At 72.8% G+C, this 24,491-nt stretch carries 21 protein-coding genes; 11 read left to right on the top strand and 10 right to left on the bottom strand.

All coding sequences use genetic code 11. The features are described from left to right. Positions 1 to 67 precede the first annotated feature (67 nt). The 3 genes from OG624_RS06245 (at position 68) to OG624_RS06255 (ending at position 2,105) form a co-directional block, all read left to right on the top strand. Complete coding sequence (locus tag OG624_RS06245) at positions 68 to 1,159, top strand: FAD-dependent oxidoreductase (protein WP_033214442.1); 1,092 nt, start codon at positions 68 to 70, stop codon at positions 1,157 to 1,159. An 89-nt stretch (positions 1,160 to 1,248) separates the two neighbouring features. Then, the gene (locus OG624_RS06250; protein ID WP_033214201.1) at positions 1,249 to 1,653 is read left to right on the top strand and encodes a nuclear transport factor 2 family protein; all 405 of its coding nucleotides are present in this window, start codon (positions 1,249 to 1,251) and stop codon (positions 1,651 to 1,653) included. Between the two features lie 254 nt (positions 1,654 to 1,907). After that, positions 1,908 to 2,105: a hypothetical protein gene (locus OG624_RS06255; protein ID WP_371587336.1), complete on the top strand. Its 198-nt coding sequence runs from the start codon at positions 1,908 to 1,910 to the stop codon at positions 2,103 to 2,105. A 13-nt stretch (positions 2,106 to 2,118) separates the two neighbouring features. Here the strand turns inward: OG624_RS06255 and OG624_RS06260 are convergent, their stop codons facing one another. From OG624_RS06260 to OG624_RS06270, 3 genes are all read right to left on the bottom strand, one after another. Continuing rightward, positions 2,119 to 3,027: a hypothetical protein gene (locus tag OG624_RS06260; RefSeq protein WP_051762278.1), complete on the bottom strand. Its 909-nt coding sequence runs from the start codon at positions 3,025 to 3,027 to the stop codon at positions 2,119 to 2,121. A gap of 72 nt (positions 3,028 to 3,099) precedes the next feature. Next, on the bottom strand, positions 3,100 to 3,963 hold the full coding sequence (gene mltG, locus OG624_RS06265) for an endolytic transglycosylase MltG (protein WP_371587338.1): 864 nt from the start codon (positions 3,961 to 3,963) through the stop codon (positions 3,100 to 3,102). 63 nt (positions 3,964 to 4,026) lie between these two features. After that, positions 4,027 to 5,889, bottom strand: a complete 1,863-nt coding sequence (locus tag OG624_RS06270) for an ABC transporter ATP-binding protein (protein WP_051762280.1) — start codon at positions 5,887 to 5,889, stop codon at positions 4,027 to 4,029. 142 nt (positions 5,890 to 6,031) lie between these two features. On the opposite strand from OG624_RS06270, the gene OG624_RS06275 reads away from it, so the two are divergent. The 4 genes from OG624_RS06275 (at position 6,032) to OG624_RS06290 (ending at position 13,319) form a co-directional block, all read left to right on the top strand. After that, the gene (locus OG624_RS06275; RefSeq protein ID WP_033214208.1) at positions 6,032 to 6,484 is read left to right on the top strand and encodes a MarR family winged helix-turn-helix transcriptional regulator; all 453 of its coding nucleotides are present in this window, start codon (positions 6,032 to 6,034) and stop codon (positions 6,482 to 6,484) included. Between the two features lie 40 nt (positions 6,485 to 6,524). Then, positions 6,525 to 9,461, top strand: a complete 2,937-nt coding sequence (locus OG624_RS06280) for an FAD-binding and (Fe-S)-binding domain-containing protein (RefSeq protein WP_371639201.1) — start codon at positions 6,525 to 6,527, stop codon at positions 9,459 to 9,461. A gap of 160 nt (positions 9,462 to 9,621) precedes the next feature. Then, positions 9,622 to 11,541 (top strand): ABC transporter transmembrane domain-containing protein, encoded by a 1,920-nt coding sequence (locus tag OG624_RS06285; RefSeq protein ID WP_371639203.1) that lies wholly within the window; start codon positions 9,622 to 9,624, stop codon positions 11,539 to 11,541. Next, complete coding sequence (locus OG624_RS06290) at positions 11,538 to 13,319, top strand: ABC transporter ATP-binding protein (RefSeq protein WP_033214211.1); 1,782 nt, start codon at positions 11,538 to 11,540, stop codon at positions 13,317 to 13,319. The genes OG624_RS06285 and OG624_RS06290 overlap by 4 nt, the downstream gene beginning before the upstream one ends. Before the next feature lie 77 nt (positions 13,320 to 13,396). Here OG624_RS06290 and OG624_RS06295 read toward each other — a convergent pair whose 3' ends face one another. Further along, positions 13,397 to 14,188 (bottom strand): metal-dependent hydrolase, encoded by a 792-nt coding sequence (locus OG624_RS06295; protein ID WP_030732753.1) that lies wholly within the window; start codon positions 14,186 to 14,188, stop codon positions 13,397 to 13,399. A gap of 144 nt (positions 14,189 to 14,332) precedes the next feature. On the opposite strand from OG624_RS06295, the gene OG624_RS06300 reads away from it, so the two are divergent. The 3 genes from OG624_RS06300 (at position 14,333) to OG624_RS06310 (ending at position 18,291) form a co-directional block, all read left to right on the top strand. Beyond that, the gene (locus OG624_RS06300) at positions 14,333 to 16,855 is read left to right on the top strand and encodes a DEAD/DEAH box helicase (protein ID WP_033214448.1); all 2,523 of its coding nucleotides are present in this window, start codon (positions 14,333 to 14,335) and stop codon (positions 16,853 to 16,855) included. Positions 16,856 to 16,925: 70 nt separating this feature from the next. Beyond that, the gene (locus OG624_RS06305) at positions 16,926 to 17,804 is read left to right on the top strand and encodes an acyl-CoA thioesterase (RefSeq protein ID WP_033214214.1); all 879 of its coding nucleotides are present in this window, start codon (positions 16,926 to 16,928) and stop codon (positions 17,802 to 17,804) included. Positions 17,805 to 17,889: 85 nt separating this feature from the next. Beyond that, on the top strand, positions 17,890 to 18,291 hold the full coding sequence (locus tag OG624_RS06310) for a YchJ family protein (protein WP_033214220.1): 402 nt from the start codon (positions 17,890 to 17,892) through the stop codon (positions 18,289 to 18,291). Here the strand turns inward: OG624_RS06310 and OG624_RS06315 are convergent. Both OG624_RS06315 and OG624_RS06320 read right to left on the bottom strand, forming a co-directional pair. After that, a complete protein-coding gene (locus OG624_RS06315) occupies positions 18,255 to 19,067 on the bottom strand; it encodes a DUF6397 family protein (protein ID WP_051762282.1) in 813 nt (270 codons plus the stop codon). The two genes, OG624_RS06310 and OG624_RS06315, sit on opposite strands and share 37 nt — an antisense overlap. Before the next feature lie 128 nt (positions 19,068 to 19,195). Beyond that, entirely contained in the window at positions 19,196 to 19,594 is a 399-nt protein-coding gene (locus tag OG624_RS06320) for a roadblock/LC7 domain-containing protein (RefSeq protein WP_030009154.1), read from the bottom strand. A 106-nt stretch (positions 19,595 to 19,700) separates the two neighbouring features. Between OG624_RS06320 and OG624_RS06325 the strand changes: the two genes are divergently transcribed. Continuing rightward, a complete protein-coding gene (locus OG624_RS06325; RefSeq protein WP_371587339.1) occupies positions 19,701 to 20,138 on the top strand; it encodes a PPOX class F420-dependent oxidoreductase in 438 nt (145 codons plus the stop codon). 27 nt (positions 20,139 to 20,165) lie between these two features. Here OG624_RS06325 and OG624_RS06330 read toward each other — a convergent pair whose 3' ends face one another. The 4 genes from OG624_RS06330 to OG624_RS06345 are packed head-to-tail and all read right to left on the bottom strand — an operon-like array spanning position 20,166 to position 24,272. Then, entirely contained in the window at positions 20,166 to 20,828 is a 663-nt protein-coding gene (locus OG624_RS06330; protein WP_371587340.1) for a GTP-binding protein, read from the bottom strand. Next, positions 20,825 to 21,205, bottom strand: a complete 381-nt coding sequence (locus OG624_RS06335; RefSeq protein ID WP_161289276.1) for a DUF742 domain-containing protein — start codon at positions 21,203 to 21,205, stop codon at positions 20,825 to 20,827. Before OG624_RS06335 ends, OG624_RS06330 begins: the two co-directional genes overlap by 4 nt. Positions 21,206 to 21,222: 17 nt before the next feature. Continuing rightward, positions 21,223 to 21,666, bottom strand: a complete 444-nt coding sequence (locus tag OG624_RS06340; RefSeq protein WP_161289274.1) for a roadblock/LC7 domain-containing protein — start codon at positions 21,664 to 21,666, stop codon at positions 21,223 to 21,225. Beyond that, a complete protein-coding gene (locus OG624_RS06345) occupies positions 21,666 to 24,272 on the bottom strand; it encodes a sensor histidine kinase (protein WP_371639205.1) in 2,607 nt (868 codons plus the stop codon). Before OG624_RS06345 ends, OG624_RS06340 begins: the two co-directional genes overlap by 1 nt. Between the last annotated feature and the right edge of the window lie 219 nt (positions 24,273 to 24,491).

Raw genomic sequence — 24,491 nt, forward strand, 5'->3', positions numbered from 1 at the left:
GCGACGGCCGACGCCGTGACTCGGGAAGATCCGACACCCGCCCGAAGTTGGTAGAACCGTGAACAACATGCGGCGGGACGCGGATGTGCCGGTGGACGTGGACGTGGACGTCGTGGTCATCGGCGCCGGGCAGGCGGGCCTGTCCAGCGCCTACCACCTCGGCCGGGCGGGGCTCGACCACGTGGTCCTGGACCACGCACCCCGCCCGGGCGGGGCCTGGCAGTTCCGCTGGCCCTCGCTCACCTACGGCAAGGTCCACGGCATGCACGCCCTGCCCGGCATGGAGCTGACGGGCGCCGACCCGCTCCGGCCGTCCTCACAGGTCATCGGGGAGTACTTCGCCGCCTACGAGGACCGCTTCGACCTGCGCGTACGCCGCCCCGTGGACGTGTCCGCCGTACGCGAGGGGGACGTGGAGCGGCTGCGCGTGGAGACCTCGGCCGGCGTCTGGTCGGCGCGGGCCCTGATCAACGCCACCGGAACCTGGGACCGGCCGTTCTGGCCGCGCTACCCGGGCCAGGAGACCTTCCGCGGCCGCCAGCTGCACACCGCGAACTATCCGGGGCCGCGCGAGTTCGCCGGGGCGCGGGTGATCGTCGTCGGCGGGGGCACCTCGGCGGTGCAGCACCTGCTGGAGATCGCCGAGGTGGCGGCGGAGACCACCTGGGTGACCCGGCGGCCCCCGGTCTTCCGCGACGGGAGCTTCGGCGAGGCCGAGGGGCGGGCCGCGGTGGCCCTGGTGGACGACCGCGTGCGCCGAGGCCTGCCGCCGCAGAGCGTGGTCAGCGTGACGGGACTCCCGCTGAACGACGCCGTCCGGGCCGGGCTGGCCTCGGGCGTGCTCGACCGGAGGCCCGTCTTCGACCGGATCACCCCCACCGGTGTCACCTGGGCGGACGGGAGCCACATGGACGCGGACGTGATCCTGTGGGCCACCGGATTCCGGGCGGCCGTCGACCATCTCGCCCCGCTGCGCCTGCGCGAGCCGGGCGGCGGCATCCGGGTCGAGGGGACCCGGGCCGTACGCGACGAGCGGATCCACCTGGTGGGCTACGGCCCGTCGGCGTCGACCATCGGTGCCAACCGTGCGGGCGGCGCCGCGGTCCGCGAGATCCGCCGGCTCCTCGGCCGCGAAGCGGCGGGGGTACCGGTGGGCTGATCCACCGGGATCTCCCGGGTCGCCGCTGCCTCGACATCACCGGTGCGCATCCGGCGTCGGCATCGCCTGCCCGCGGAGGGTCGACGGGTATGACGACCCCCTCACCGGCGCAGACCGTACAACGCCTGTTCCCGCTGCCGGCCGAGGGGAAGAGCGCGCAGGCGGCGGCCCTGTTCGCCGACTCGGTGTCGTTCTCGATCCCGCACCCGCCGGGCCTTCCGTGGGTTCCGGAGGTCGACTCTCCGGACGGCATGCGGACGTTCTTCGAGCTGCTGGGAACCCACGTGCGGACCAAGGCGTTCGAGCTCCGCCAGGTCATCGCCGAGGGCGACGACGTGGTGCTCCTCGGCCGCATGGTGTCCGAGGTCAGGAGGACGGGCCGGGACATCGACACCGCGTTCGCCCTGCACGCCACGGTCCGGGACTGGCGGATCACCCGCCATCACCTCTACGAGGACACCTACGCGGTGGCCCAGGCCTACTCCGGCGACTGAGCGTGCGGCCGGGGCAGCCGCACGGCGCCGCACCCCGCGGCGTTCTACCGTGCTCGCTACGAGGCCCTGGGCAGGCGGGGACAGGAGGTCGAGGAAACCGTCTTCTTCCAGGCCGGCGGGCTCGCCCTGGTGCTGTGGGACCGGGAGCAACCGGCTCGCGACTGCGGGGTCGACCCCGGACCGGTCGGGGGATCGGGGGGACCGGGGGGTTCGGGGGGATCGCCCTCGCCCACAACGTCCGCTCCGAGGCCGAGGTGGACGAGCTGCCGGCCGCGGTACGACGGGCGGGCGGCACCGTCACCAAGCCCACGGCCGTCAACGCGATCGGGTTCTACTCCGGTGCTTTCACCGACCCGGACGGCCACTGCCGGGAAGTCGCGCACAACCCGGGATTCCCCCTCGCCGCTGACGGCTCGGTCACCCTGCCCGATTTCGGGGGCCCGACCACCTGATCGGCGTCACTCCTCACCCCGCCCCGGGCGCCCCGACGGGGAACTCCCGGTCCGGGGTGGAGGCGGCCTGCGCCCCCTCGTCCACGTAGACGCGGACCGTCCCGTCCCGCACCTCGACGACCGGGTCGCGCCAGTTCTCCGTCGGCCCGGGGACCAGGACGTACGGGATCCGCAGCTCGGCGTCGTAGACCAGGAGGGACACGATGTCGTAGAGCCACTGGCCGATGGAGGTGTACCCCTGCTCGGGGTGGTCGTCCGGGCCACCGACCCGAATGACGAAGAACCGCTCGTCGAGCCAGTGGCCGCCGTTGTCCAGCCACTCCCCCTCCAGGACGGGCACACCGTCCACCCACAGCAGCGCCCTGCTGGGTCCGCCCCGGAGCAGCATCACCGCGCTGTGGCGGTCGTCGCCGTTGAACCGGACCCGGATCTCGTGCGGGCTGTAGCAGTCGATGAAGGAGCTGCACGCCCCCGGGACGGGACCGCTGCGGTGGTAGGGGCGACCGTCCGGCCGCGGCTCGGGATCCTGCCCGCAGATCTCGGGGGCGCGGCAGGCCCGGTCGACGCGCCGGGAACAGCCGAGTCCCATGACCGCGAGATCACGGGGGGCCGCCCGGGAGAGCAGTTCGGCGAGGCGGACCTGGTAGCGCTCCTCGCCGACGAGCGGAACGAGGTCGTTCCGCTTCTGCCACCACAGGTACAGGTCCACGCCGGCCGGGGAACGGGCCAGCCAGTCCGCCCAGGCCGCCGTCTGCCCTCCCCAGCGTTCTTCGATCGCATGCCGCCGGGCCGTTTCGGCCTGCTCGGCCTGCTCGGCGCCGGCGGATTCCTCGGCGCGTGCGGGTTCCTCGGCGCGTGCGGGTTCCTCGGCGCGGGCCGCCGGCCCGCCGCGCTGCGGTTTCGCTCTCCATGGCCAGTTCACGGCTCTCGGCCCCCTCGGTCGACGCGTCCGGCAGGCCGCCGATCGTAGAGCCGCTGCCGGGGCCGGCGCCCCTCATTTCCCGGTGGGACCGGCCTGACCTGTGCGGGGGCCCGCGCCCGCGCGGATCCGGTTGAACTCCGCGACGTGCTTCTTGTGTTCCTCATAGGTCGCCGAGAAGCGGGTGTCGCCCGGCTTGACGGTGACGAAGAACAACCAGTCGCCGGGTGTCGGGGCGACCGCGGCCGCCATCGCCGCCAGCCCGGGGTTGTCGATCGGCGTGGGTGGCAGCCCCTGGCGTTCGTAGCTGTTGAAGGGGCTGTCGATCCGGGTGTCGCTCAGCTTGGTGTCCACGGTGCTGCGGTTCAGCGCGTAGTTGATGGTGGAGTCCATCTGGAGCGGCATCGACTTCGCCAGCCGGTTGTGCACCACCCGTGCGACCTTGCCCATGTCGGCGCGGCCCTCGGCCTCCGCCTCGATGATGCTGGCGAGGGTGGCCGTCTGGTAGGGGGTCATTCCGTGGGCTTTGCCGCCGTCGGCGACGGCCCGGGTGGCGAGCTTCTCGTTCGCCGTCCGGACCATGTGCGTGAGGAGGGTGGCCGGGGTGGACTTCGAGGTCAGCGGGTACGTCGCCGGGAAGAGGTAGCCCTCCGGATTGCCCTTGGCCTCCGCGGGCAGTGCCAGCCCGGTGGTGGCCACCGCCGCCTTCGTGGATCCCGGCGGGAGCTTCAGCTCGCGGTCGACCGCGGCGTACACCTGCTGGGCCCGCCAGCCCTCGGGGATCAGCAGCCGACGTGGCGTCTCCGGTACGTCGCCTCCGCGCAGCATCGGTATCAGGACCGCCGCGCCGAGGGCGAGCAGCGTGCCGAGGAAGAGCGCCAGCCGGCCCCGGCGGGTCAGCCGGGAACGGCGCTGCGGCGGCCGGTTCTCATGACGCATACGGGAAAGCTAACCCCCGATTTGTCATATTTCCGGCACCCGACCCGCGTGCCTGTCATACGGTCACACGTTTACCGGAGCCAGCTGGAAGCCCTCCGGCGGCTCGGGCGTCAGCGCGGCGTCCCGATCCCGGCGGACCAGGGCGGCGTAGCGACCGTCGACCTTCAGCAGCTCCTCATGGGTGCCGCGTTCGGCGATGCGCCCGGCGTCCAGCACCACGATCTGGTCGGCGTCGCGGACGGTGGAGAGGCGGTGGGCGATGGTGATGGTGGTGCGTCCGGCGGAGAGGTTGTCGATGGCCCGCTGGACGGCGTGCTCGGTGCGGGTGTCCAGGGCGCTGGTGGCCTCGTCGAGGATCAGCACCGGCGGATCCCGCAGGATGGTGCGGGCGATGGCCAGGCGTTGTTTCTCGCCTCCGGAGAACCGGTAGCCGCGCTCGCCGACCAGGGTGTCGTACCCGTCGGGCAGGGAGGCGATGTGCTCGTGGATCTGGGCCGCGCGGGCCGCCTCGGTGATCTCCTCGTCGGTGGCGTCCGGCTTGGCGAAGCGCAGGTTGTCGGCGACCGAGGCGTGGAAGAGATAGGTCTCCTGGGAGACCACGCCGATCGAGCGGGCCAGCGAGTCGAAGTCGAGATCGCGCACGTCCACCCCGTCGAGGGCGACCCGTCCGCCGGTGACGTCGTAGAGCCGGGGCACCAGGTAGCTGAGCGTGCTCTTGCCGGAGCCGGTCGGGCCGACGACGGCGAGGGATCCGCCGGCCGGGACGGTGATGTCGATCCCTGTGAGGGTCGGACCGTTCTTGGCCTCGTAGGCGAAGTGCACGTCCTCCAGGGTGACCTCACCCTTGGCCCGGTCCAGCCGCACCGGGTCCGCGCGCTCGGTGATGTCGACCGGCAGGTCGAGGTACTCGAAGATGCGGGCGAACAGCGCGAGGGAGGTCTGTATCTGCACGCCGGTCGACAGCAGGCTCACGGCGGGCCGGAACAGGCCCTGCTGGAGCGTGACGAAGGCGACGAGGGTGCCGACGGAGAGCGAGGGGGCGCCCGTCTGCAGGGCTATGCCGGCCGCCCAGTAGATGAGCGCGGGCATCGCGGCCATGACGATGCCGATCGTGGACATCCGCCAGCGCCCGGCCATGCTGGAGCGCACCTCGAGGTCGACGAGCTTCTCCGACTCCGCGGAGAAGGCGGCGGTGAGGGACTCGGAGCGGCCCATGGTGCGGCCGAGCAGGATGCCGCTCACCGAGAGCGACTCGGTGACCGTCGCGGCCATGGCGGCCATCTGCTTCTGCCGCTTCGTCGTGATCCTCTTGCGCTCGTGTCCGACCCGCCGGCTGATCCACACGAAGACGGGCAGCAGGAGCAGCGAGACCACGGTGAGCCGCCAGTCGAGCGCGAGCATGGCGACCACCGTGGCGATGACGGCCGTCAGGTTCGAGACGAGGGAGGTCGCGGTGGAGGTGACGGTGGCCTGCATGCCGCCGATGTCGTTCGCGATGCGGGACTGCACCTCCCCGGTGCGCGTCCGCGTGAAGAAGGCCAGCGGCATCCGCTGGAGCTGCGCGTAGACGGCGGTGCGCAGGTCGTGCATGACGCGCTGGCCGACGGTGGTGGAGATGAAGGTCTGGAGCACGCCGAAGACGCTGGTGACGACGGCGGTCAGGATCATGCCGAGCGCGAGCAGGCTGAGCAGCCCCGTGCGGCCCTGCGGGATCGCGACGTCGAGTATCTCGCGGAGCATGAACGGTGAGGCGACGCCGACCAGTGAGGAGGCGCCGACCAGCAGGCCGACGACGGCGAGCCGGCCGCGGTAGGGCCGGAACAGCCCCACGATGCGGCGCAGCTCACGCGGCTGCTCCGCCGGGGCGGGACGGGCGGGGTCGATGGGCTCTTTCGATGGGATCCACTTCGGTTCGTCGTGCGGCATGGGCACCCTCTCGGGGGTCGGAGGTCGGTTGTCGGGTCGGTCGGGTCTACGCGCAGGTCCCCTTCGGCGAGGTCGGGACCATTGGAGCATAGGTCATTGTTACCTATGCTCACAATGAACGGCATCCTGATATTGTTCCCGCATGAGCTCCGCCTCCGACAGCGATCGCCTCCTCGCCGAACAGCTCCTGCGCCTGACGCGCAGGCTGCACCGGATCCAGAAGCGCCACATGGTGCCGCTCGGGATCACTCCCGCCCAGAGTCGTTTGCTGCGCCTCGTCTCGCACTACGAGGGCGAGCAGGCACCCCGTATGGCGGATCTCGCCGCCCGCCTGGAAGTCGTCCCGCGCGCGGTGACCACCCTCGTGGACGGCCTGGAGGCGGCCGACTGCGTACGGCGCGCGCCCGACCCCGCCAACCGCCGCGTCATCCGGATCGAGCTCACCGACACCGGCCGCGCCACGCTGCGCCGGCTGCGCAACGCGCGAACCGACGCGGCGGAGGAGATCCTGGCTCCGTTGACCGCCGACCAGCGCGAGGTGCTCGGCGGGCTGCTGAACGCCCTGTCGGACGCCCCGGCGGAGCACACCTGCTGAGTAGGCCACCCGGGGGCCTCCACGACGCGAGGGGTCGCAGATGCCGCTGCTGGAACCGAAGCCGGGGGCCCTGCGCCCCCGTGGCGTCCGTGCCCCCGCCCCCGACAGGCTCCCCGGGCACCGGTCCGGCGGCACGCCCGAACCGCTGCGCACCGAGCTGACCGAGCTGCTCGGCCCCGAGAAGGTGCTGTGGAAGGTCTCCGACCTGGTCCGCTACGCCTCCGACGCCTCCCCGTACCGCTTCGTCCCCCAGGTCGTGGTGATCGCCGAGGACATCGACGACATCTCCGCGGTGCTCTCGTACGCCCACGGCCGGCAGCGCGAGGTCGTCTTCCGGGCCGCCGGGACCTCGCTCAACGGCCAGGCCCAGGGCGAGGACATCCTGGTCGACGTACGCCGCCACTGGGCCGGGATCGAGGTGCTGGAGGAGGGCCGGCGGGCCCGGATCCGACCCGGCACCACCGTGGCCCGGGCCAACGCGGCCCTCGCCCGGCACGGCCGGATCCTCGGCCCCGACCCGGCCAGCGCCGCCGCCTGCACCCTGGGCGGCGTCGTCGCCAACAACGCGTCCGGCATGACGGCGGGCACCACCCGCGACTCCTACCGCACGCTCTCCTCCCTCACCTTCGTCCTGCCCGGCGGCACCGTCGTGGACACCGCCGACCCGCTCGCCGACGAGGAACTGTCACGCGCCGAGCCGGCCCTGTGCCACGGGCTGATGGAGATCAAGCGGGAGATCGAGGCCGATCCCGCGCTGGTCGCCCGGATCCGCGCCAAGTACGAGATCAAGAACACCACCGGCTACCGCCTCGACGCCTATCTGGACGGCACCACCCCCGTCGAGATCCTGCGCGGGCTCATGGTCGGCTCGGAGGGCACCCTCGCCTTCATCTCCGAGGTCGTCCTCGACACCCTCCCGCTCGACCGCGAGGTCTGCTCGGCCCTGCTGTTCTTCCCCTCGCTGCCCGCGGCGGCCGCGGCCGTGCCGCTGTTCAACGAAGCGGGCGCCGTCGCCGTCGAGCTGATGGACGGCAACACCCTGCGCGCCTCCGTCAGCGTCGCCGGGGTGCCGTCCGACTGGGCGGACCTGCCCCGCGCGACCACGGCCCTGCTCGTGGAGTTCCGGGCCGCGGACCGGGCCGGCCGGGACGCCTGCGCGGACCGGGCCGCCCGGGTCCTGGAGGGGCTCGACCTGGTCGCCCCGGTGGCGTCGATCACCAACACCTTCACCGGCGACCCGCGGACGGTCGGCGGCTATTGGCAGGCCCGCAAGGCCTTCGTCACCGCCGTCGGCGGCGCCCGCGCCCGGGGCACCACTTTGATCACCGAGGACTTCGCGGTGCCGCCGGCCCGGCTGGCCGAAGCCTGCGAGGCGCTCCTCGCGCTCCAGGCGGAGCACGGCTTCGACGCGGCCGTCGCCGGCCACGCGGCCCACGGCAACCTGCACTTCCTGCTCGCCTTCGACGCCTCCGACCCCGCCGACGTCGAGCGGTACGGGGCCTTCATGGAGGCCTTCTGCCGGCTCACCGTGGAGCGGTTCGACGGCTCCCTGAAGGCGGAGCACTCCACGGGCCGCAACATGGCCCCCTTCCTGGAGCTGGAATGGGGCCCCGTGGCCGCCGCCCTGATGTGGCGCACCAAACGGCTCGTCGACCCGGACGGGGTGCTCGCGCCGCGTGTCCTGCTCGACCGCGACCCCCGCGCCCATCTACGCGGGCTGAAGACCATTCCGCAGGTGGAGGCGGTGGCCGACCCCTGCATCGAGTGCGGCTTCTGCGAACCGGTCTGCCCCAGCCAGGACCTGACGACCACTCCGCGCCAGCGGATCGTGCTGCGCCGCGAGATGATGCGCCAGCAGCCCGGCTCCCCCGTGTTGGACGGGCTGCTCGCCGCCTACGGCTACGACGCGGTGGACACCTGCGCGGGCGACTCCACCTGCAAGCTCGCCTGCCCGGTCGGCATCGACACCGGGGCGCTGATGAAGGATTTCCGCCACCGCCGGCACAGCCCGCGCGAGGAGGCGGCCGCCGCCCTGGCCGCCCGGCGGTTCGGGGCCGCCGAGTCCGCCGCCCGACTGACGGTGGCGGCCGCCGACCGCATCCCCTCCCGGGTCGGGGACCCGCTGCTGGCGGCGGTCACCGGGGCCGCGCGCAAGGCCGTACGCCCGGACCTGGTCCCGCGGTGGCTCGCGGAGCTCCCCGGCGCCGCGGCGCGGCACCTGCCGACGACCCGGCGGGTGGGCGCCGCGGCCGTGTACTACCCGGCCTGCGTCAACCGGATCTTCGGCGGCCCGGAGGGCCGGCCCGGCCCCTCGCTGCCCCAGGCCGTGGTCGCCGTGTCGGAGCGGGCCGGCCGGCCCGTCTGGGTCCCCGGTGACGTCGGCGGCACCTGCTGCGCGACGATCTGGCACTCCAAGGGCTACGAGGCCGGCACCCGGGTGATGGCCAACCGGATCGTCGAGGCGGCCTGGGGCTGGACGGCCGGCGGGCTGCTGCCGCTGGTCGTCGACGCCTCCTCCTGCACGCTGGGCATCGCGCGCGAGGTGGTCCCGTACCTGACACCGGAGAACCGGGCCCTCCACGCGGAGCTGCGGGTCCTCGACTCGATCGTGTGGGCCGCCGACGAGCTGCTGCCGCGGCTGGAGATCCGCCGCACGGTGGGATCCGCCGTGCTCCACCCCACCTGTTCGATGCGGCACCTCGGCGACGAGGACCGGCTGCGGGCGGTCGCCGAGGCGTGCGCCGAGGAGGTGGTGGTCCCCGACGACGCGGGCTGCTGCGCCTTCGCGGGCGACCGGGGCATGCTGCATCCGGAGCTGACGGCCTCGGCGACGGCGCGCGAGGCGGCGGAGGTGACCGCGCGGACCTTCGACGCGCATCTGTCGGCGAACCGGATGTGCGAGGTGGGCATGGACCGGGCGACGGGGCGGAGTTACCGTTCCGCTCTGCTCGAACTGGAGCACGCCACCCGCCCCTGAGCGCCGGGGCGTGCGACCCCCGTGACCAGGCGCCACGCCGCCACCCGACGCCGTAAACCTGCTGGCCGCGGCGGGCGTCCCGCGGAAAATCGATTGCCCGGCACCGGTCCGGAAGGCGAACCTTGCTCGGTTTGGACCACTCGACCAGTCATGGGGCGTCATGCAGATCAGCGATCTTCCGTATCCGGATCCAGGGGTACCCGACGCTCGTTCCGGCCCCCGGTTCCTGCTGTGGCTGGGGCGCGGTCAACTCGGCGGCCAGCTCAAGAGCCTGTGTTGGGGAATGCTGCACTTCACCGGCGTCGCCGCCCTGCCGTACGCGGTGGGCCTCGGCGTCGACGCGGTGGTCGACCACGAGCCGAACCGGCTGCTGCTCGTCGGCGCGCTGCTCCTGGCCATCGGGGTCGCCATCTCGGTCGGCGACTCGATGCTCCACCGCACCGCCGTCACCAACTGGATCACCGCCGCGGCCCGGGTGCAGCAGCTCCTCGCGCGCAAGACGGCCGAGCTGGGCTCCGCCCTCACCCGACGGGTCGCCGCGGGTGAGGTGGTCGCCGTCTCCACGGGCGACGTGGAGAAGATCGGATGGTTCGTCGAGGCGGTCTCGCGTTTCCTCGCGGCCCTCTTCTCCGTCGTCCTGGTCTGCGTGGGCCTGTTGTTCTTCGCCCCGGAGCTCGGTGTGGTCGTGGCCATCGGCGTTCCGCTGATCGCCCTGGCCCCGCTGCCCCTGCTGCCGCGCGCCACCCGACGCGCCGACGTGCAGCGGGAGAAGGCGGGCAAGGCCACGGAGCTGGCCTCCGACACCGTCGCGGGCCTGCGCGTGCTGCGCGGCATCGGGGGTGAGGAACTCTTCCTCGGGCGCTACCGCGAGGCCTCGCAGGAGGTCCGCAAGGCGGCCGTGCGCAGCGCGCGGATGTGGGCGCTGATCTCCGCGATCCAGGTGGTGCTCCCGGGCGCCCTGATGATCACGGTGGTCTGGTACGGCGCCACGCTCGTCTCGGACGGGCGCATCGCGGTGGGCGAACTCGTCGCCGCGTTCAGCGCGGTGGCGACCCTGCTCTATCCTCTGCGGCACTTCCAGGAGATCGCCATGGCGTACTCCTTCTCCCGTCCCTCCGCCAAGCGCGCCGCCCGGGTGCTGTCACTGAACCGGACGGACGCCGTCGCCGCCACCGAGCGCACCGCGCGCACCGAGCCGGTGCGGGCGCCGGCGCCGGGCGGGGACCTGTACGACCCGCGGACCGGGCTGCTGGCCCCCGCGGGGCGGTTCACCGCCGTCGTCTGCGGGGACCCGGACCTGGCGGGGCGGCTCGCCGAACGCCTGGGCGGCCACCCGATGGACGAGGCCGCGGCCTCGGATACGGGCGCGGAGGCGGAGGCCGGGGCGCCGTCGCCGGCGGCGACGACCGCCGAGACCACGGCCGACCCGGTCGGGGCGCCGTCCGTGCTCCTCGGCGGGGTCGCGCTGGACGAGCTCGACCTGGACACCGCGCGCACCCTGGTCCTCGTACAGGACAAGGATCCGGTGCTGCTGTCCGGGACCCTGCGGGAGCTGTTCGACGTACCGGCCTCCGGGGCGGTCGAGTCCGCCGCGGCGCTGGACGCGGCCCAGTGCGCGGACGTCCTGGACGCGCTGCTGCAGTCGGCGCCGGACGGGGTGGAGGACCCGATGGACGCCCGGATCACCGAGCGCGGCCGGTCCCTTTCGGGCGGCCAGCGTCAGCGGCTGGCGCTGGCACGGTCCCTGGTCACGGACCCGGAGGTGCTGGTGCTCGACGAGCCGACCTCCGCGGTCGACTCGCACACCGAGGCGCGGATCGCGGACGGCGTCGCGGCCCTGCGCGCCGGCCGGACCACGGTGGTACTGGCGTCCTCGCCGCTGCTGCTGGACCGCGCGGACCGGGTCGTGCTCATCGACGAGGGCACGGTGGCGGCCGTCGGCACCCACCGGGATCTGCTGCGGTCCGAGCCGCGCTACCGGGCGGTCGTCACCCGTGAGACCGACGAGGAGCAGCGGCTCGGCGGGCTGGAACTGACAGAGCTGGAAGAAGCACTCACAGAGATCGAGGAATCCGCATGATCGGCGTGGCGCCGCCGGAGTACGACCCGGCCGCTCCCGAGTCGGCCGCGACCCTGCCCGTGGGCACATCGGCGACCGTACGGGGCTATGTGCGCGGCCTGTTCCGGCGCCACCGGCGGGCCTTCGTGGTGCTGGTGAGCGTCAACGCGGCCGCGGTGATCGCCTCCATGGCCGGTCCGTACCTGCTGGGCCAGGTCGTGGACGACCTCTCGGCGGGGGCGCGCGAGCTGCATCTGGGGCGTGTGGCCCTGCTGTTCGCGCTGGCGCTGGCGGTCCAGACGTTCTTCGTCCGGCTGGTCCGGCTGCGTGGGGCGATGCTCGGGGAGGAGATGCTGGCCGATCTGCGCGAGGACTTCCTGGTGCGGTCGGTGGGTCTGCCGCCGGGCGTGCTGGAGCGGGCCGGTACCGGTGACCTGCTGTCGCGGATCACCACCGACATCGACCGGCTGGCGAACGCCATGCGCGAGGCCGTGCCGCAACTGACGATCGGCGTGGTGTGGGCGGGGCTGTTGTTCGGGGCGCTCGCGGTGACCGCGCCGCCGCTGGCGCTCGCCGCGCTGGTGGCGCTGCCGGTACTGGTGATCGGCTGCCGCTGGTACTTCCGGCGGGCGCCGTCGGCGTACCGATCGGAGGCGGCCGGCTACGCGGCGGTCTCGGCCGTGCTCACCGAGACGGTGGACGCGGGCCGCACGGTCGAGGCGCACCGCCTCGGGCCGGAGCGGATCGCGCTGTCGGAGCGGCGGATCTCGCAGTGGGTGGCGTGGGAGCGGTACACGCTGTTCCTGCGGACGGTCCTCTTCCCGGTCATCAACGTCACCTTCGTGACGATCCTCGGCTCGGTGCTGCTGATCGGCGGGTTCTGCGTGATGCGGGGCTGGATGTCGGTCGGGCAGCTGACGACGGGTGCGCTCCTCGCGCAGATGCTGGTCGATCCGATCGGTCTGATCCTGCGCTGGTACGACGAGTTGCAGGTCGCCCAGGTCTCGCTCGGCCGCCTGGTGGGTGTGCGGGAGATCGAACCGGACGCCGGGGACGCGAAGGTGGCGCCCGAGGGCCGGGACGTGCGGGCCCAGGAGGTCCACTTCGGCTACCGGGAGGGCGTGGACGTCCTGCACCAGGTGTCGATGTCCGTGCCGCCGGGCACCCGGATGGCGCTGGTCGGCCCCTCGGGCGCGGGCAAGTCCACCCTGGGGCGGCTGCTCGCGGGCATCTACGCGCCTCGGACCGGCGAGGTCACCCTGGGCGGGGCGCGGCTGTCACGGATGCCCGCGGAGCGGGTGCGCGAGCACGTGGCGCTGGTCAACCAGGAGCACCACGTGTTCGTGGGCACGCTGCGGGACAATCTCCGCCTCGCGCGGTCGGACGCCGGGGACACCGAGCTGTGGGCGTCGCTGGCCGCGGTGGACGCCGACGGCTGGGCCCGGGCCATGGAGGCGGGCCTGGACACCGAGGTCGGTTCCGGCGGCACGACGCTGACCCCGGCGCAGGCGCAGCAGATCGCGCTGGCCCGGCTGGTGCTGGCCGATCCGCACACGCTGGTGCTGGACGAGGCCACCTCGCTGCTGGACCCGCGCGCGGCACGGCACTTGGAGCGCTCACTGGCCCGGGTGCTGGACGGCCGTACGGTCATCGCCATCGCCCACCGGCTGCACACCGCGCACGACGCGGATGTGATCGCGGTGGTCGAGGGTGGCCGGATCAGCGAACTCGGCTCGCACGACGAGTTGGTCGCGGCCGACGGGGCGTACGCGGCCCTGTGGCGCTCCTGGCACGGCTGAGCCGGGCCAGGACGCGGGGGTACCGGCGGGGGGGGGGGTGGGACGCGGTCCCGCCCCCGCCCCTACCGGTAGCTGGGTCAGATGAAGCCGAGGGCCGAGGCTCCGCCGAAGCCGCCCAGCAGGATGAAGACCGGCATCAGGACCTTCAGCTCCACCCAGCTGCCGGCACGGAAGCGCATCGCCTTCGGCGGGCCGATCGGGTACCAGCGCTTACCGGCGATCGGCAGCGGCCACAGGACCGGGCAGCCCGAGACGGTGAGCGCGTCGCCGATGTCGTGGACCAGGGCCCCGAGCACGATCGGCAGGCCGAGCCAGAGGTATTCCTGGCCGGTACCGGTGAACAGCCAGTTCGCACCGTTGCCCGGCTGGTCGAGCACGCCGGCGAGGATCCAGGCGCTGGTCGCGCCGAGCAGCCAGACCAGGACGTCGCTGGACATCCGGGCGGCCCGCCACAGCAGGCCCTCGACCGCCAGCACCAGATGCACGAAGAGCAGGGCGAGGACACCCCAGCGGTCGGCGGTGACGGCGAGCAGGGAGGCCCCGCCGCCGATCAGCACGGCCCAGAGCCAGGTGTGCGTCAGGGTGCGGTGGCCGCCGGTGCGGCGGGCGTCCTTCTTGGAGCGGGTGCCCTTGTAGACGGCGTAGGAGATCTTGTCGACCACCTCGCACACGCCTTTGGAGAGCGGTCCGAAGGCGCGCGAGATCGTCGCCGACTTGTGGTCGAGGTCGGGGGCGAGGGCCGCCCCTGCGCAGATCAGCGCGCCGACGACGAGGACCGGCCAGGGCATGGGGTGGCCGGCGGCCGCGGTGGCCGCGCCCACCCCCAGCCAGGCCGCTGCACCGGACAGTGAGTGCGCCGGACCCATCATGGTCGTTTCCCGCCCCGCTGGTGTGTGGTCGGGCCCGGTCGACTGTTTCGTTCGGGCCGCATCGACGGCACAGCGTACCGTCGGTGATCTTCGTTCCGTCCGCCGGTTCCCTGATCCGGGGGGAAGCCAGGCAAGATGGGGGGTGTGACCCTCATTGATCAGCTCCCGCCGAACGCCGACCCCGATGCCCTCTTCGAGGCTTTCTCCTCGTGGGCGGAGGACCAGGGCATCACCCTGTACCCGGCTCAGGAGGAGGCGCTGATCGAGGTCGTCTCCGGGGCGAACGTCGTCCTGTCCACGCCGACCGGCTCCGGCAAGAGCCTGGTGGCGGCCGGTGCGCACTTCACCGCCCTGGCGCAGGACAAGGTGACCTTCTACACGGCTCCGATCAAGGCGCTGGTGTCGGAGAAGTTCTTCGACCTGTGCAAGCTGTTCGGCACCGAGAACGTCGGCATGCTGACCGGCGACGCGTCCGTGAACGCGGACGCTCCGGTGATCTGCTGCACCGCCGAGGTGCTGGCCTCCATCGCCCTGCGCGACGGCAAGCACGCCGACATCGGCCAGGTCGTGATGGACGAGTTCCACTTCTATGCCGAGCCGGACCGCGGCTGGGCCTGGCAGATCCCGCTGCTGGAGCTGCCGCAGGCGCAGTTCATCCTGATGTCGGCGACCCTCGGCGACATGAAGCGGTTCGAGGAGGACCTGACCCGGCGTACCGGTCGGCCCACCTCGGTGGTCCGCTCCGCGACCCGGCCCGTCCCGCTCTCGTACGAGTACGTCACCACCCCGATCACCGACACGATCACCGAGCTGCTGGAGACCCGGCAGGCCCCGGTCTACATCGTGCACTTCACCCAGGCCCAGGCGGTCGAGCGGGCGCAGTCGCTCATGAGCATCAACATGTGCACGCGCGAGGAGAAGGACAAGATCGCCGATCTCATCGGCAACTTCCGCTTCACCACCAAGTTCGGCCAGAACCTCTCCCGCTACGTCCGGCACGGCATCGGTGTGCACCACGCGGGCATGCTGCCCAAGTACCGCCGCCTCGTCGAGAAGCTCGCCCAGGCCGGTCTGCTGAAGGTCATCTGCGGTACGGACACCCTCGGGGTCGGCGTCAACGTCCCGATCCGCACGGTGCTGTTCACCGCCCTCACCAAGTACGACGGCAACCGGGTCCGGACCCTGCGCGCCCGGGAGTTCCACCAGATCGCGGGGCGCGCCGGGCGAGCCGGCTTCGACACCGCGGGCTATGTGGTGGCCCAGGCCCCCGAGCACGTCATCGAGAACGAGAAGGCGCTCGCGAAGGCGGGCGACGACCCGAAGAAGCGCCGCAAGGTGGTGCGCAAGAAGGCTCCCGAAGGCTTCGTCGCCTGGTCGGACACCACCTTCGAGAAGCTGATCGCCGCCGACCCCGAGGCGCTCACCTCGCGCTTCAAGGTCACCAACATCATGCTGCTGTCGGTGATCGCCCGTCCCGGCGACGCCTTCCAGGCGATGCGCCACCTGCTGGAGGACAACCACGAGCCCCGCAAGGCCCAGCTGCGGCACATCCGCCGGGCCATCGCGATCTACCGCTCGCTGCTGGACGGCGGTGTGGTCGAGAAGCTCGACACCCCGGACGCGGAGGGCCGCACCATCCGGCTCACCGTCGACCTCCAGCAGGACTTCGCGCTCAACCAGCCGCTGTCCACCTTCGCCCTGGCCTCCTTCGACCTGCTGGACCCGGAGTCCCCCTCCTACGCGCTGGACATGGTCTCCGTCGTGGAGTCCACGCTGGACGACCCGCGGCAGATCCTCGCCGCCCAGCAGAACAAGGAGCGCGGCATCCAGGTCGGCCAGATGAAGGCCGACGGGATCGAGTACGAGGAGCGGATGGAGCGTCTCCAGGACGTCACCTATCCCAAGCCGCTCGAAGAGCTGCTCTCGCACGCCTACGACGTGTACGCGAAGAGCCACCCGTGGGTGCGCGACCACCCGGTCTCGCCGAAGTCGATCATCCGCGACATGTACGAACGCGCGATGACCTTCACCGAGTTCACCTCCTTCTACGAGCTGGCCCGCACCGAGGGCATCGTGCTGCGCTACCTGGCGAGCGCGTTCAAGGCGCTGGACCACACCATCCCCGACGACCTCAAGTCCGAGGACCTCCAGGACCTGATCGCCTGGCTCGGCGAGCTGGTCCGCCAGGTCGACTCCAGCCTGCTGGACGAGTGGGAGCAGCTGGCGAACCCGGAGGTGGAGACGGCGGAGCAGGCCCAGGAGAAGGCCGACCAGGTCAAGCCGGTCACCGCGAACTCGCGCGCCTTCCGCGTCCTGGTCCGCAACGCCATGTTCCGTCGGGTGGAGCTGGCCGCCCTCGACCACGTCAACGTGCTGGGCGAGCTGGACGCCGAGTCCGGTTGGGACGCGGATGCCTGGGGCGAGGCCCTGGACGGGTACTGGGACGAGTACGACGACCTGGGCACCGGACCCGACGCACGCGGCCCGAAGCTGCTGCAGATCGAGGAGGACCCGGCGCACGGCCTGTGGCGCGTCCGCCAGACCTTCGCGGACCCGAACGGGGACCATGGCTGGGGCATCAGCGCCGAGGTCGACCTGGCCGCCTCCGACGAGGAGGGCCGGGCCGTCATCCGGGTCACCTCGGTCGGCGAGCTCGGAGCGCTCTGACCGTCCGCAGCACCCCGCCGAACCCGCCCGCACCCCCGGACCCGCCGGACCCGACCGTGGAGATCCTCTGATGACGAACCCCGCCGAGAGACTGGTCGATCTGCTCGATCTGGAGCAGATCGAGGTCAACATCTTCCGTGGCGCCAGCCCGCAGGAGTCCCTCCAGCGCGTCTTCGGCGGGCAGGTGGCCGGCCAGGCGCTGGTGGCCGCGGGGCGCACCGTCGAGAGCGACCGCCCGGTCCACTCGCTGCACGCGTACTTCCTGCGCCCCGGCATCCCCGGGGTGCCGATCGTGTACCAGGTGGAGCGGGTGCGCGACGGGCGGTCCTTCACCACGCGCCGGGTCACCGCGGTCCAGCAGGGCAAGACGATCTTCAATCTCACCGCCTCCTTCCATCAATCGGAGGAGGGCGGCATCGAGCACCAGCTGCCTCCTCACCACGTTCCTCATCCGGACACGCTCCCCAAGCTCGCGGACGAGATCCGCGAGCACCTCGGGGCGCTGCCGGAGGCGCTGGAGCGGATGGCCCGCCGCCAGCCCTTCGACATCCGGTACGTCAATCGGCTCCGCTGGAGCCACGAGGAGCTCAAGGGATCCGATCCCCGCAGCGCGGTGTGGATGCGCGCGGTCGGCCCGCTGGGCGACGACCCCCTCATCCACACCTGCGCCCTCACCTACGCGAGCGACATGACCCTCCTCGACGCCGTGCGCATCCCGGTGGAACCCCTGTGGGGCATGCGCGGTTTCGACATGGCCTCGTTGGACCACGCCATGTGGTTCCATCGGCCCTTCCGTGCGGACGAGTGGTTCCTGTACGACCAGGAGTCACCCATCGCGCACGGCGGCCGTGGCCTGGCCCGGGGCCGCATCTACGACGTGGAGGGCAGGCTGCTGGTGTCCGTGGTCCAGGAGGGCCTCTTCCGCCCGTACCCCGCCAAGCCCTCCTAGGGGCGTCCTGGTCGACCGCCGCTCCCTGATCCACCCCCGATCGACAAGCCACGCCCTGGCCCGCCCCGGAGAACTGAGCACACCCATGCCCACCCCTGCCGTCCCCTGCCCCTGCGGGCTGCCCGCCACCTACCAGGAGTGCTGCGGCCCCTTCCACTCCGGTGCGCGCTCGGCGCCCACCGCCGAGCGGCTGATGCGCTCCCGGTTCAGCGCCTTCGCCGTGGGCGACACCGCCTACCTGCTGCGTTCCTGGCACCCCACCACCCGTCCGGACCGCCTCGACCTGGATCCCGAACAGCGTTGGGAGCGGCTGGAGATCCTCGCCACCGAGCGCGGCGGGATGTTCGAGACGGAGGGCTCGGTGGAGTTCCGCGCCCACTACCGCGAGGGCCGGCACACCGGCTCGCTGCACGAGCACAGCAGCTTCTCCCGCGAGGCCGGGGCCTGGGTCTACGTCGGCCCCCTCTCCCCCGTCGACTTCGACTGACCCCGCGCCCCCGCCAGGGCGAAGTCCAGGCTGGTGCGGTACCAGTGGATCTCGTCCGGGGGGCCGGCCTTCAGCAGCCCCGTCGCCACCGCGGCTGCCGCCGGAACCTGCGGGTGCCCGTACGGAAGGGGCGGGCCGAGGGCGGCCAGGACGATCCGCTCCTCCGGATCGGGCACGGCCTCCAGCAGCTCGTCCTCGGGGAGCACGGAGGCCAGCACGGCTGCGCGCTCCCACGGGTCGGCGGTTCGTCTCAGCAGCAGCCCGATGTGCCGCCCGCGCCAGGTCCGCGGGCGCAGATCCGTCCTGGCCGCCATCAGCTCCCGGTCCGCCGGGGGTGCGATCCCGCGCAGCATCGCGGGCTCCCGCGCGGCGAAGCTCCGTAGCTCCGCGGTCAGATAGAGCCACACCACGGCCCGGTACCGGTTGATCCGGTAGCCGACCGGGATCACGTGCCCGCAGCGCGCGAGCCGGGTGAACCGGCTCGGGCCGACCCCCACCACCTCGGCCGCGGCCTCTGCCCCGGCCACCGTCTCGACCTGCTCGCGGAGCGCGCCCGGCGGACCCGCCGCCGTCCTGACCCGGTCCAGCTCGGCCCGTGCGTACCGCGCGGCGCCGCCGAGCGTGCGTGGCCCGGCCCGTACGATCCCCAGCTGGACGGCCCTGGCGAACTCGCCGCGGCTCAGTCCCAGTTCACCGGCGGCCTGCGCGCCACCCACCAGCACGTCCGCGGCTCCGTCGACCACATCGTCCCGAAGCGCGGTCCCCATCTGCGTCATTACGGTCCTCCCCCACGAGCAATGATTACTCTGTGTGAAGACCGTAACTCAGCGCAATGACACCCCGCGAGGCCTGTGGACAACTCCCCGAGCGGAGCCGCACTCGGCTCGACTCGGCGTAGCTCGGCTCAGCCGCCGGTGATGCGCCGCTCGGCGACGCCCAGGTGCTCGCCCACCCGGTTGACCAGCAGCGTCATCTCGTACGCGACCTGGCCGATGTCCGACTCGGCGGCGCTGAGCACACACAGGCTGCTGCCCGCGCCCGCCGCCATGACGAAGAGTGCCCCCTCGTCGTACTCGATCATCGTCTGCCGCACCTCGCCGGCCCGGAAGTGGCGACCGGACCCCTTGGCAAGGCTCTGCAGACCGGCCGCGACGGCCGCCAGGTGTTCCGCGTCCTCCCGCGCCAGCCCCGCGCTCGCCCCCGTGACCAGGCCGTCGTTGGACAGCACCACCGCGTGCCGCACCTGCTGGACCCTGCGCGTCAGGTCGTCCAGCAGCCAGTCCAGTTGCTTGTCCAGTGCCATTCCCAGCCCCTCCCCGTCGACGTCGGCCACTCGGCCGCGCCCCACCCCTCGTACTTGTGCCGCAAGCCTTCCCCACCAGTGCCTTTCGGGCAAGGAGGATGTCCCCATGGCGAAGAAGATGACTCAAGAGGAATGGCGGGCGTTCGTCTCGCACTCCACCCGCACCGGAAAGCTCTCCACCGTGCGCGAGGACGGAAGTCCGCACATCGCTCCCATCTGGTTCGTGCTCGACGGCGATTCCTTCGTCTTCAACACCGGAAAGGACACCGTCAAGGGACGCAACCTCGCCCGCGACGGCCGGGTCGCGCTCTGCGTGGACGACGACCGGCCGCCCTTCTCCTTCGTGATCCTGGAAGGCCGCGCCGAGATCAGCGGCTTCGACGACGACGCCGACGAACTGCTCACCTGGGCCACCCGGATCGGCGCCCGGTACATGGGCGAGGAGCAGGGGGAGGCCTTCGGTCGCCGCAACGCCGTCCCGACCGAACTCCTCGTCAGGGTGCCGATCGACAAGGTGATCGCGCTCGCCGACATCGCCGACTGACACACCCGCCCCGCCGACCGGGCCGGTTCACACGGAATCGGCCTGCGGCTCCACCGAGTCCAGCAGCCGGGCGGTGTGCACCCGCCCGGCGTACTCGACCAGCCTGATCAGTACTTCCTTCCCCGAGTCCCGGTCCCGCGCGTCGCACAGCACCACCGGCGTCCCCTGCTCCAGGTCCAGTGCCCGCGACACGTCGTGCGCCCCGAACCGCCGGGCGTCCGTGAAGCAGTTGACGGCCACCACGAACGGGATGCGCCGGTGCTCGAAGTAGTCCACCGCCGGGAAGCAGTCCTCCAGCCGCCGCGTGTCGGCGAGTACCACCGCGCCCAGCGCGCCCTGCGACAGCTCGTCCCACAGGAACCAGAACCGGTCCTGCCCCGGCGTCCCGAACAGGTACAGGGACAGCCCGGACCGGATGGTGATCCGCCCGAAGTCCATGGCCACCGTCGTGGTCGTCTTCTGGGCCACACCGCCCGTGTCGTCGACCAGTTCACCCGCCTCGCTCAGCGCTTCCTCCGTCCGCAGCGGTCGGATCTCGCTGACCGCGCCCACCAGCGTGGTCTTGCCCACCCCGAAGCCGCCCGCCACCAGGATCTTCAGCGCGAGTGCGGCCAGTTCGGGGTCCTCCCCCGGACCGGGGTCCACGCCCGGGGCCTCACCGGCGGTTCGGTCGTCATGCTGTCCCATCAAAGCGCTCGCAATCCCTCGATGACTTCACGCAGAATCCGCTCGTCCGGCAGTTGCGCGGGCGGTACCGGCCGACTGACCTTGACGTGCCCGCCCTCCAGCAGGTCCCCGAGCAGCACCCGCACCACCCCCACCGGCAGGTCGGCGTCGGCGGCCAGCTCGGCCACCGACTGGGTCTCGGAACGGCAGAGGCCGAGCAGTGCCCGGTGCTCGGGGCCCATCAGGGACTCGGCCGCCTCGTCCGTCCCCTCCGGATCGACCACGACCAGCGCGATCAGGTCGAAGCGGACCCCGTGGGGTCCCGGCTTCGTACGCCCGCCGGTCATGGCGTACGGACGGACGAGGGGGCCCGCGTCGGCGTCGTACCACTGGCCGTTCATGTGCCGGACCGCCGCCCTCAGCCGGCGGCCGGCGGGCGCGCCGCGAACCGGGGCGGGGTGTAGAGGTGCTCGCCGACCCGCTTCACCAGTCGGGCCATCTCGTAGGCGATCAGGCCGATGTCGGCACTGGCGGCGCTGAGCACGGCCAGGCAGGAACCGTCGCCGGCGGCCGCGACGAAGAGGAAGCCCTCGTCCATCTCGACCATCGTCTGGCGCACGCCCCCGGCGTGGAAGTGCCGGCCCGCGCCCTTGGCGAGGCTGTGGAAGCCGGAGGCCACCGCGGCCAGGTGCTCGGCGTCCTCCCTGCTGAGTGCGCTGGAGGCGCCGACCGCCAGGCCGTCGTTGGAGAGGACCACGGCGTGCCGGACCTCGCGGACCCGGAGCACCAGGTCGTCGAGCAGCCAGTCCAGTTCGCCGGACCTGCGGCCGCCGTCGAGGTCGATCCTTTGGTGTTCGATCATCACACTTCTCCTTCGCTGCCTGCGTGAGGGGAGTTCTCCTGGGCGCCACGGACCCAGCCGGCCCGGTAGGCCGCCATCCGGTCCCGGGCCTGCTCCGGGCTGCGGCCGGGCGGCTCCTCGGGCGGACGGGACGCGGTCGGGGCCTTGGGAGCGGGGGCCTCCCGGAGCTGCGGAACGAGGCTGGCCTGGCGCACCCGGCGCGGCAGTTCCGTGACCGAGGCCGGGGGCGCCGCGGCTGCCTGGGTACGGGCGCCCGCGCCACCGGGGCCGCGTGGCCGGAGCGGAGCCACCGGGGCCGGACGGGGTTCCTCGCCTGCGGGGTCCGGAGCCGGGTCCGGAGCCGGGTCCGGGGCCTGGGCCGGCGCCGGGGGCTGCGGGTCCTCCCGTACGACGGCCATGGCGGGCGGCTGTTCGGCCCGCGCGACCACCTTCGGTCCCGGGGAGGACGACGGGGACGAGGCACGGGCCGGAGCGGGGGCCGCCGGCTCCGGTCGCGCCGCCGCGGCGGAGTCCGGGGCCGAGCCGTGGGGGGAGGCGGTGGCCGTGATCGCGCTCTGGAGCATGGAGTTGGGCAGGAGCACCACCGCGGTGGTGCCGCCGTAGGGTGACGTGCGCAGGTGCACCTTCACTCCGTGGCGCGCCGAGAGCCGGCTGACCACGAAGAGCCCGAGCCGGTCGCTGTCGAAGAGGTCGAGCGACTCGGACTGTTCGATGCGGCGGTTGGCGTCGCCGAGGGTGTCGGGGCCCATGCCGAGTCCGCGGTCCTCGACCTCCAGGACGTAGCCGGTGCCGACGGGCTCGCCGCTGACCCTGACCTTGGTGTGCGGCGGCGAGAACTGGGCGGCGTTCTCGATGAGTTCGGCGAGCAGGTGGGTGAGGTCGGCGACGGCGCCGCCGACCACGGCGGCTTCCGCGAGCTGCCGGACCTCGACCCTCGGGTAGTCCTCGATCTCGGAGACGGCGGCCCGTACGACGTTCGTGAGCGGGACCGGCATCCGCCAGGCCCGGCCAGGGGCGGCACCCGACAGGATGATCAGGCTCTCCGCGTGTCGGCGCATCCGGGTGGTCAGGTGGTCGAGACGGAAGAGGTCACCCAGTTCGTTCGGGTCGTCCGCGCGCCGTTCCATCGAGTCCAGCAGGGTGAGCTGCTTGTGCACCAGGACCTGGCTGCGGCGCGCGAGGTTGACGAAGACGCCGGAGATGCCGCTGGCGAGTTCCGCCCGTTCGACGGCGGCGCTGAGCGCGGCCCGGTGGACGGTGCCGAGCGCCTCGCCGACCTGGGTGATCTCGTCCTCGGCCGGTGGCCCGGGCGGGGTCTCGGCGGCGACGTCGATCTCCTGGCCGGCGCGCAGCCGTTCCATGGCCTGCGGGAGTTTGCGGTGGGCGATCTCCAGGGCGGTGTTGCGCAGCGAGACGAGTTCGACGACCAGGGCCCGGCCGATCCGGACCGAGATGACGAGGGAGGCGGCGACGGCCGCCAGGCCCAGCAGCACGGCGGCCCCGGCCGGGGTGAGCGCCCCTTCGGTGAAGGGGTCGGCCCGGCCGGCGGCCGCGAGGTGCGCCCCCGCCTCGACCTCCCCCATCGAGGCGGCGATGGCGTCGTGGGCGGCATCCCATCCGGCGGGCACCCCACGGCTGTCCTTGGACGTGCCGGCGGCCAGCGCCCGGTCCTCGGCGCCGGTGAGCTCGGCGTACGCGGCGCTCTTCGCGGCGGACTCCCAGACGGCCTGCTGATCGGCGGGGAGGTCGCGGGCGGCGGAGTCGGTGAGCGCCCGGCGGGCCTCGACGGCGCCGGTCAGCTGCCGAAGCGTTTCGGCCGTGCGCGGGCCGGGGGCGGCGAGCAGCGCGTCCTCCCGGGACAGCAGTTCCGCGGCGCGGGAGAATTCGAGCAGGACCCGCGCGTCGGGGCCGAGTTCGGCCTTCTCCCCGCCGGTCAGGGCGCCACCGACGGCGAAGGCGGAGTCGACCACGCGGGTGTAGATCGCATAGGCCGCCTCGGGGGTGGCGCGGCGGTCGGCGATGTCCTTGCGTGAGGAGCCCAGGCCTTCTGCGGCGGCGACGAACGCCTCCAGCCGGACCACGATGTCGGAGCGGTAGTCGCCGGAGTCCGCGACGGTGTGCCGGTCACCGAGCCGCAACCGCTGCACGGCGGCGTCGGTCCGGCGGGCCTGCCGGTCCAGGGCGCCCTGGTCGGCGGTGGGGTCGGCGAGGAGCCGGACGGCGGCGCGGCGTTCGGCCTGGAGCTCGGTGACGGCTGCGGCGACGGGCGTGCGTATCTCGGTGTCGACCTGCTGGACGCGGCTGATCCGGGCCATGTCCTGGGCGGTGTTGACGGTGGCGAAGGCCCAGAGGGCGAGGAGCGACACGACCGGGACCATCAGCAGCGAGACGATCTTCGCGCGGACGGTGGCGGGGCGCAGCCGCAACCGGGGCCGGGGGCGGTCTCCGCTCGCGCGGGTGGCGGGCGGGTGGGGCTGGTGGGGCTGCTGGGCCCGGAGCTCCGCCGGTTCCTCGGCCGGTGGCCCGGCGTGGGCCCGGCGGCCGCGTGCCGGGGGCGCGGGCAACCTCGGCGCCGCTGCTTCCGGTTTTCTGCGGGGTGTTCGCATGGGCTCCTCGTTCCGGGCGGTGCCTACGGGTGCGGTGGGGCGGCAGGGCGGGTGGGGCGGCGGGTGTAGCGGCGGAGCGGGTGGGGCAGGTGTGGTGACGCGGTGGCCGCGGGGCGAAGGGGTGACGGCCGGCGCTCGGCGGTGCACGGCGGTGCGGTGCCGCGGGTTCGGGATCGGCGCGGCCGGCGGGCCGCCGGGGCCTGGCCGGGAGGCGGCCGG

It is taken from the genome of Streptomyces virginiae, from assembly GCF_041432505.1.
Classification (GTDB): domain Bacteria; phylum Actinomycetota; class Actinomycetes; order Streptomycetales; family Streptomycetaceae; genus Streptomyces; species Streptomyces virginiae_A.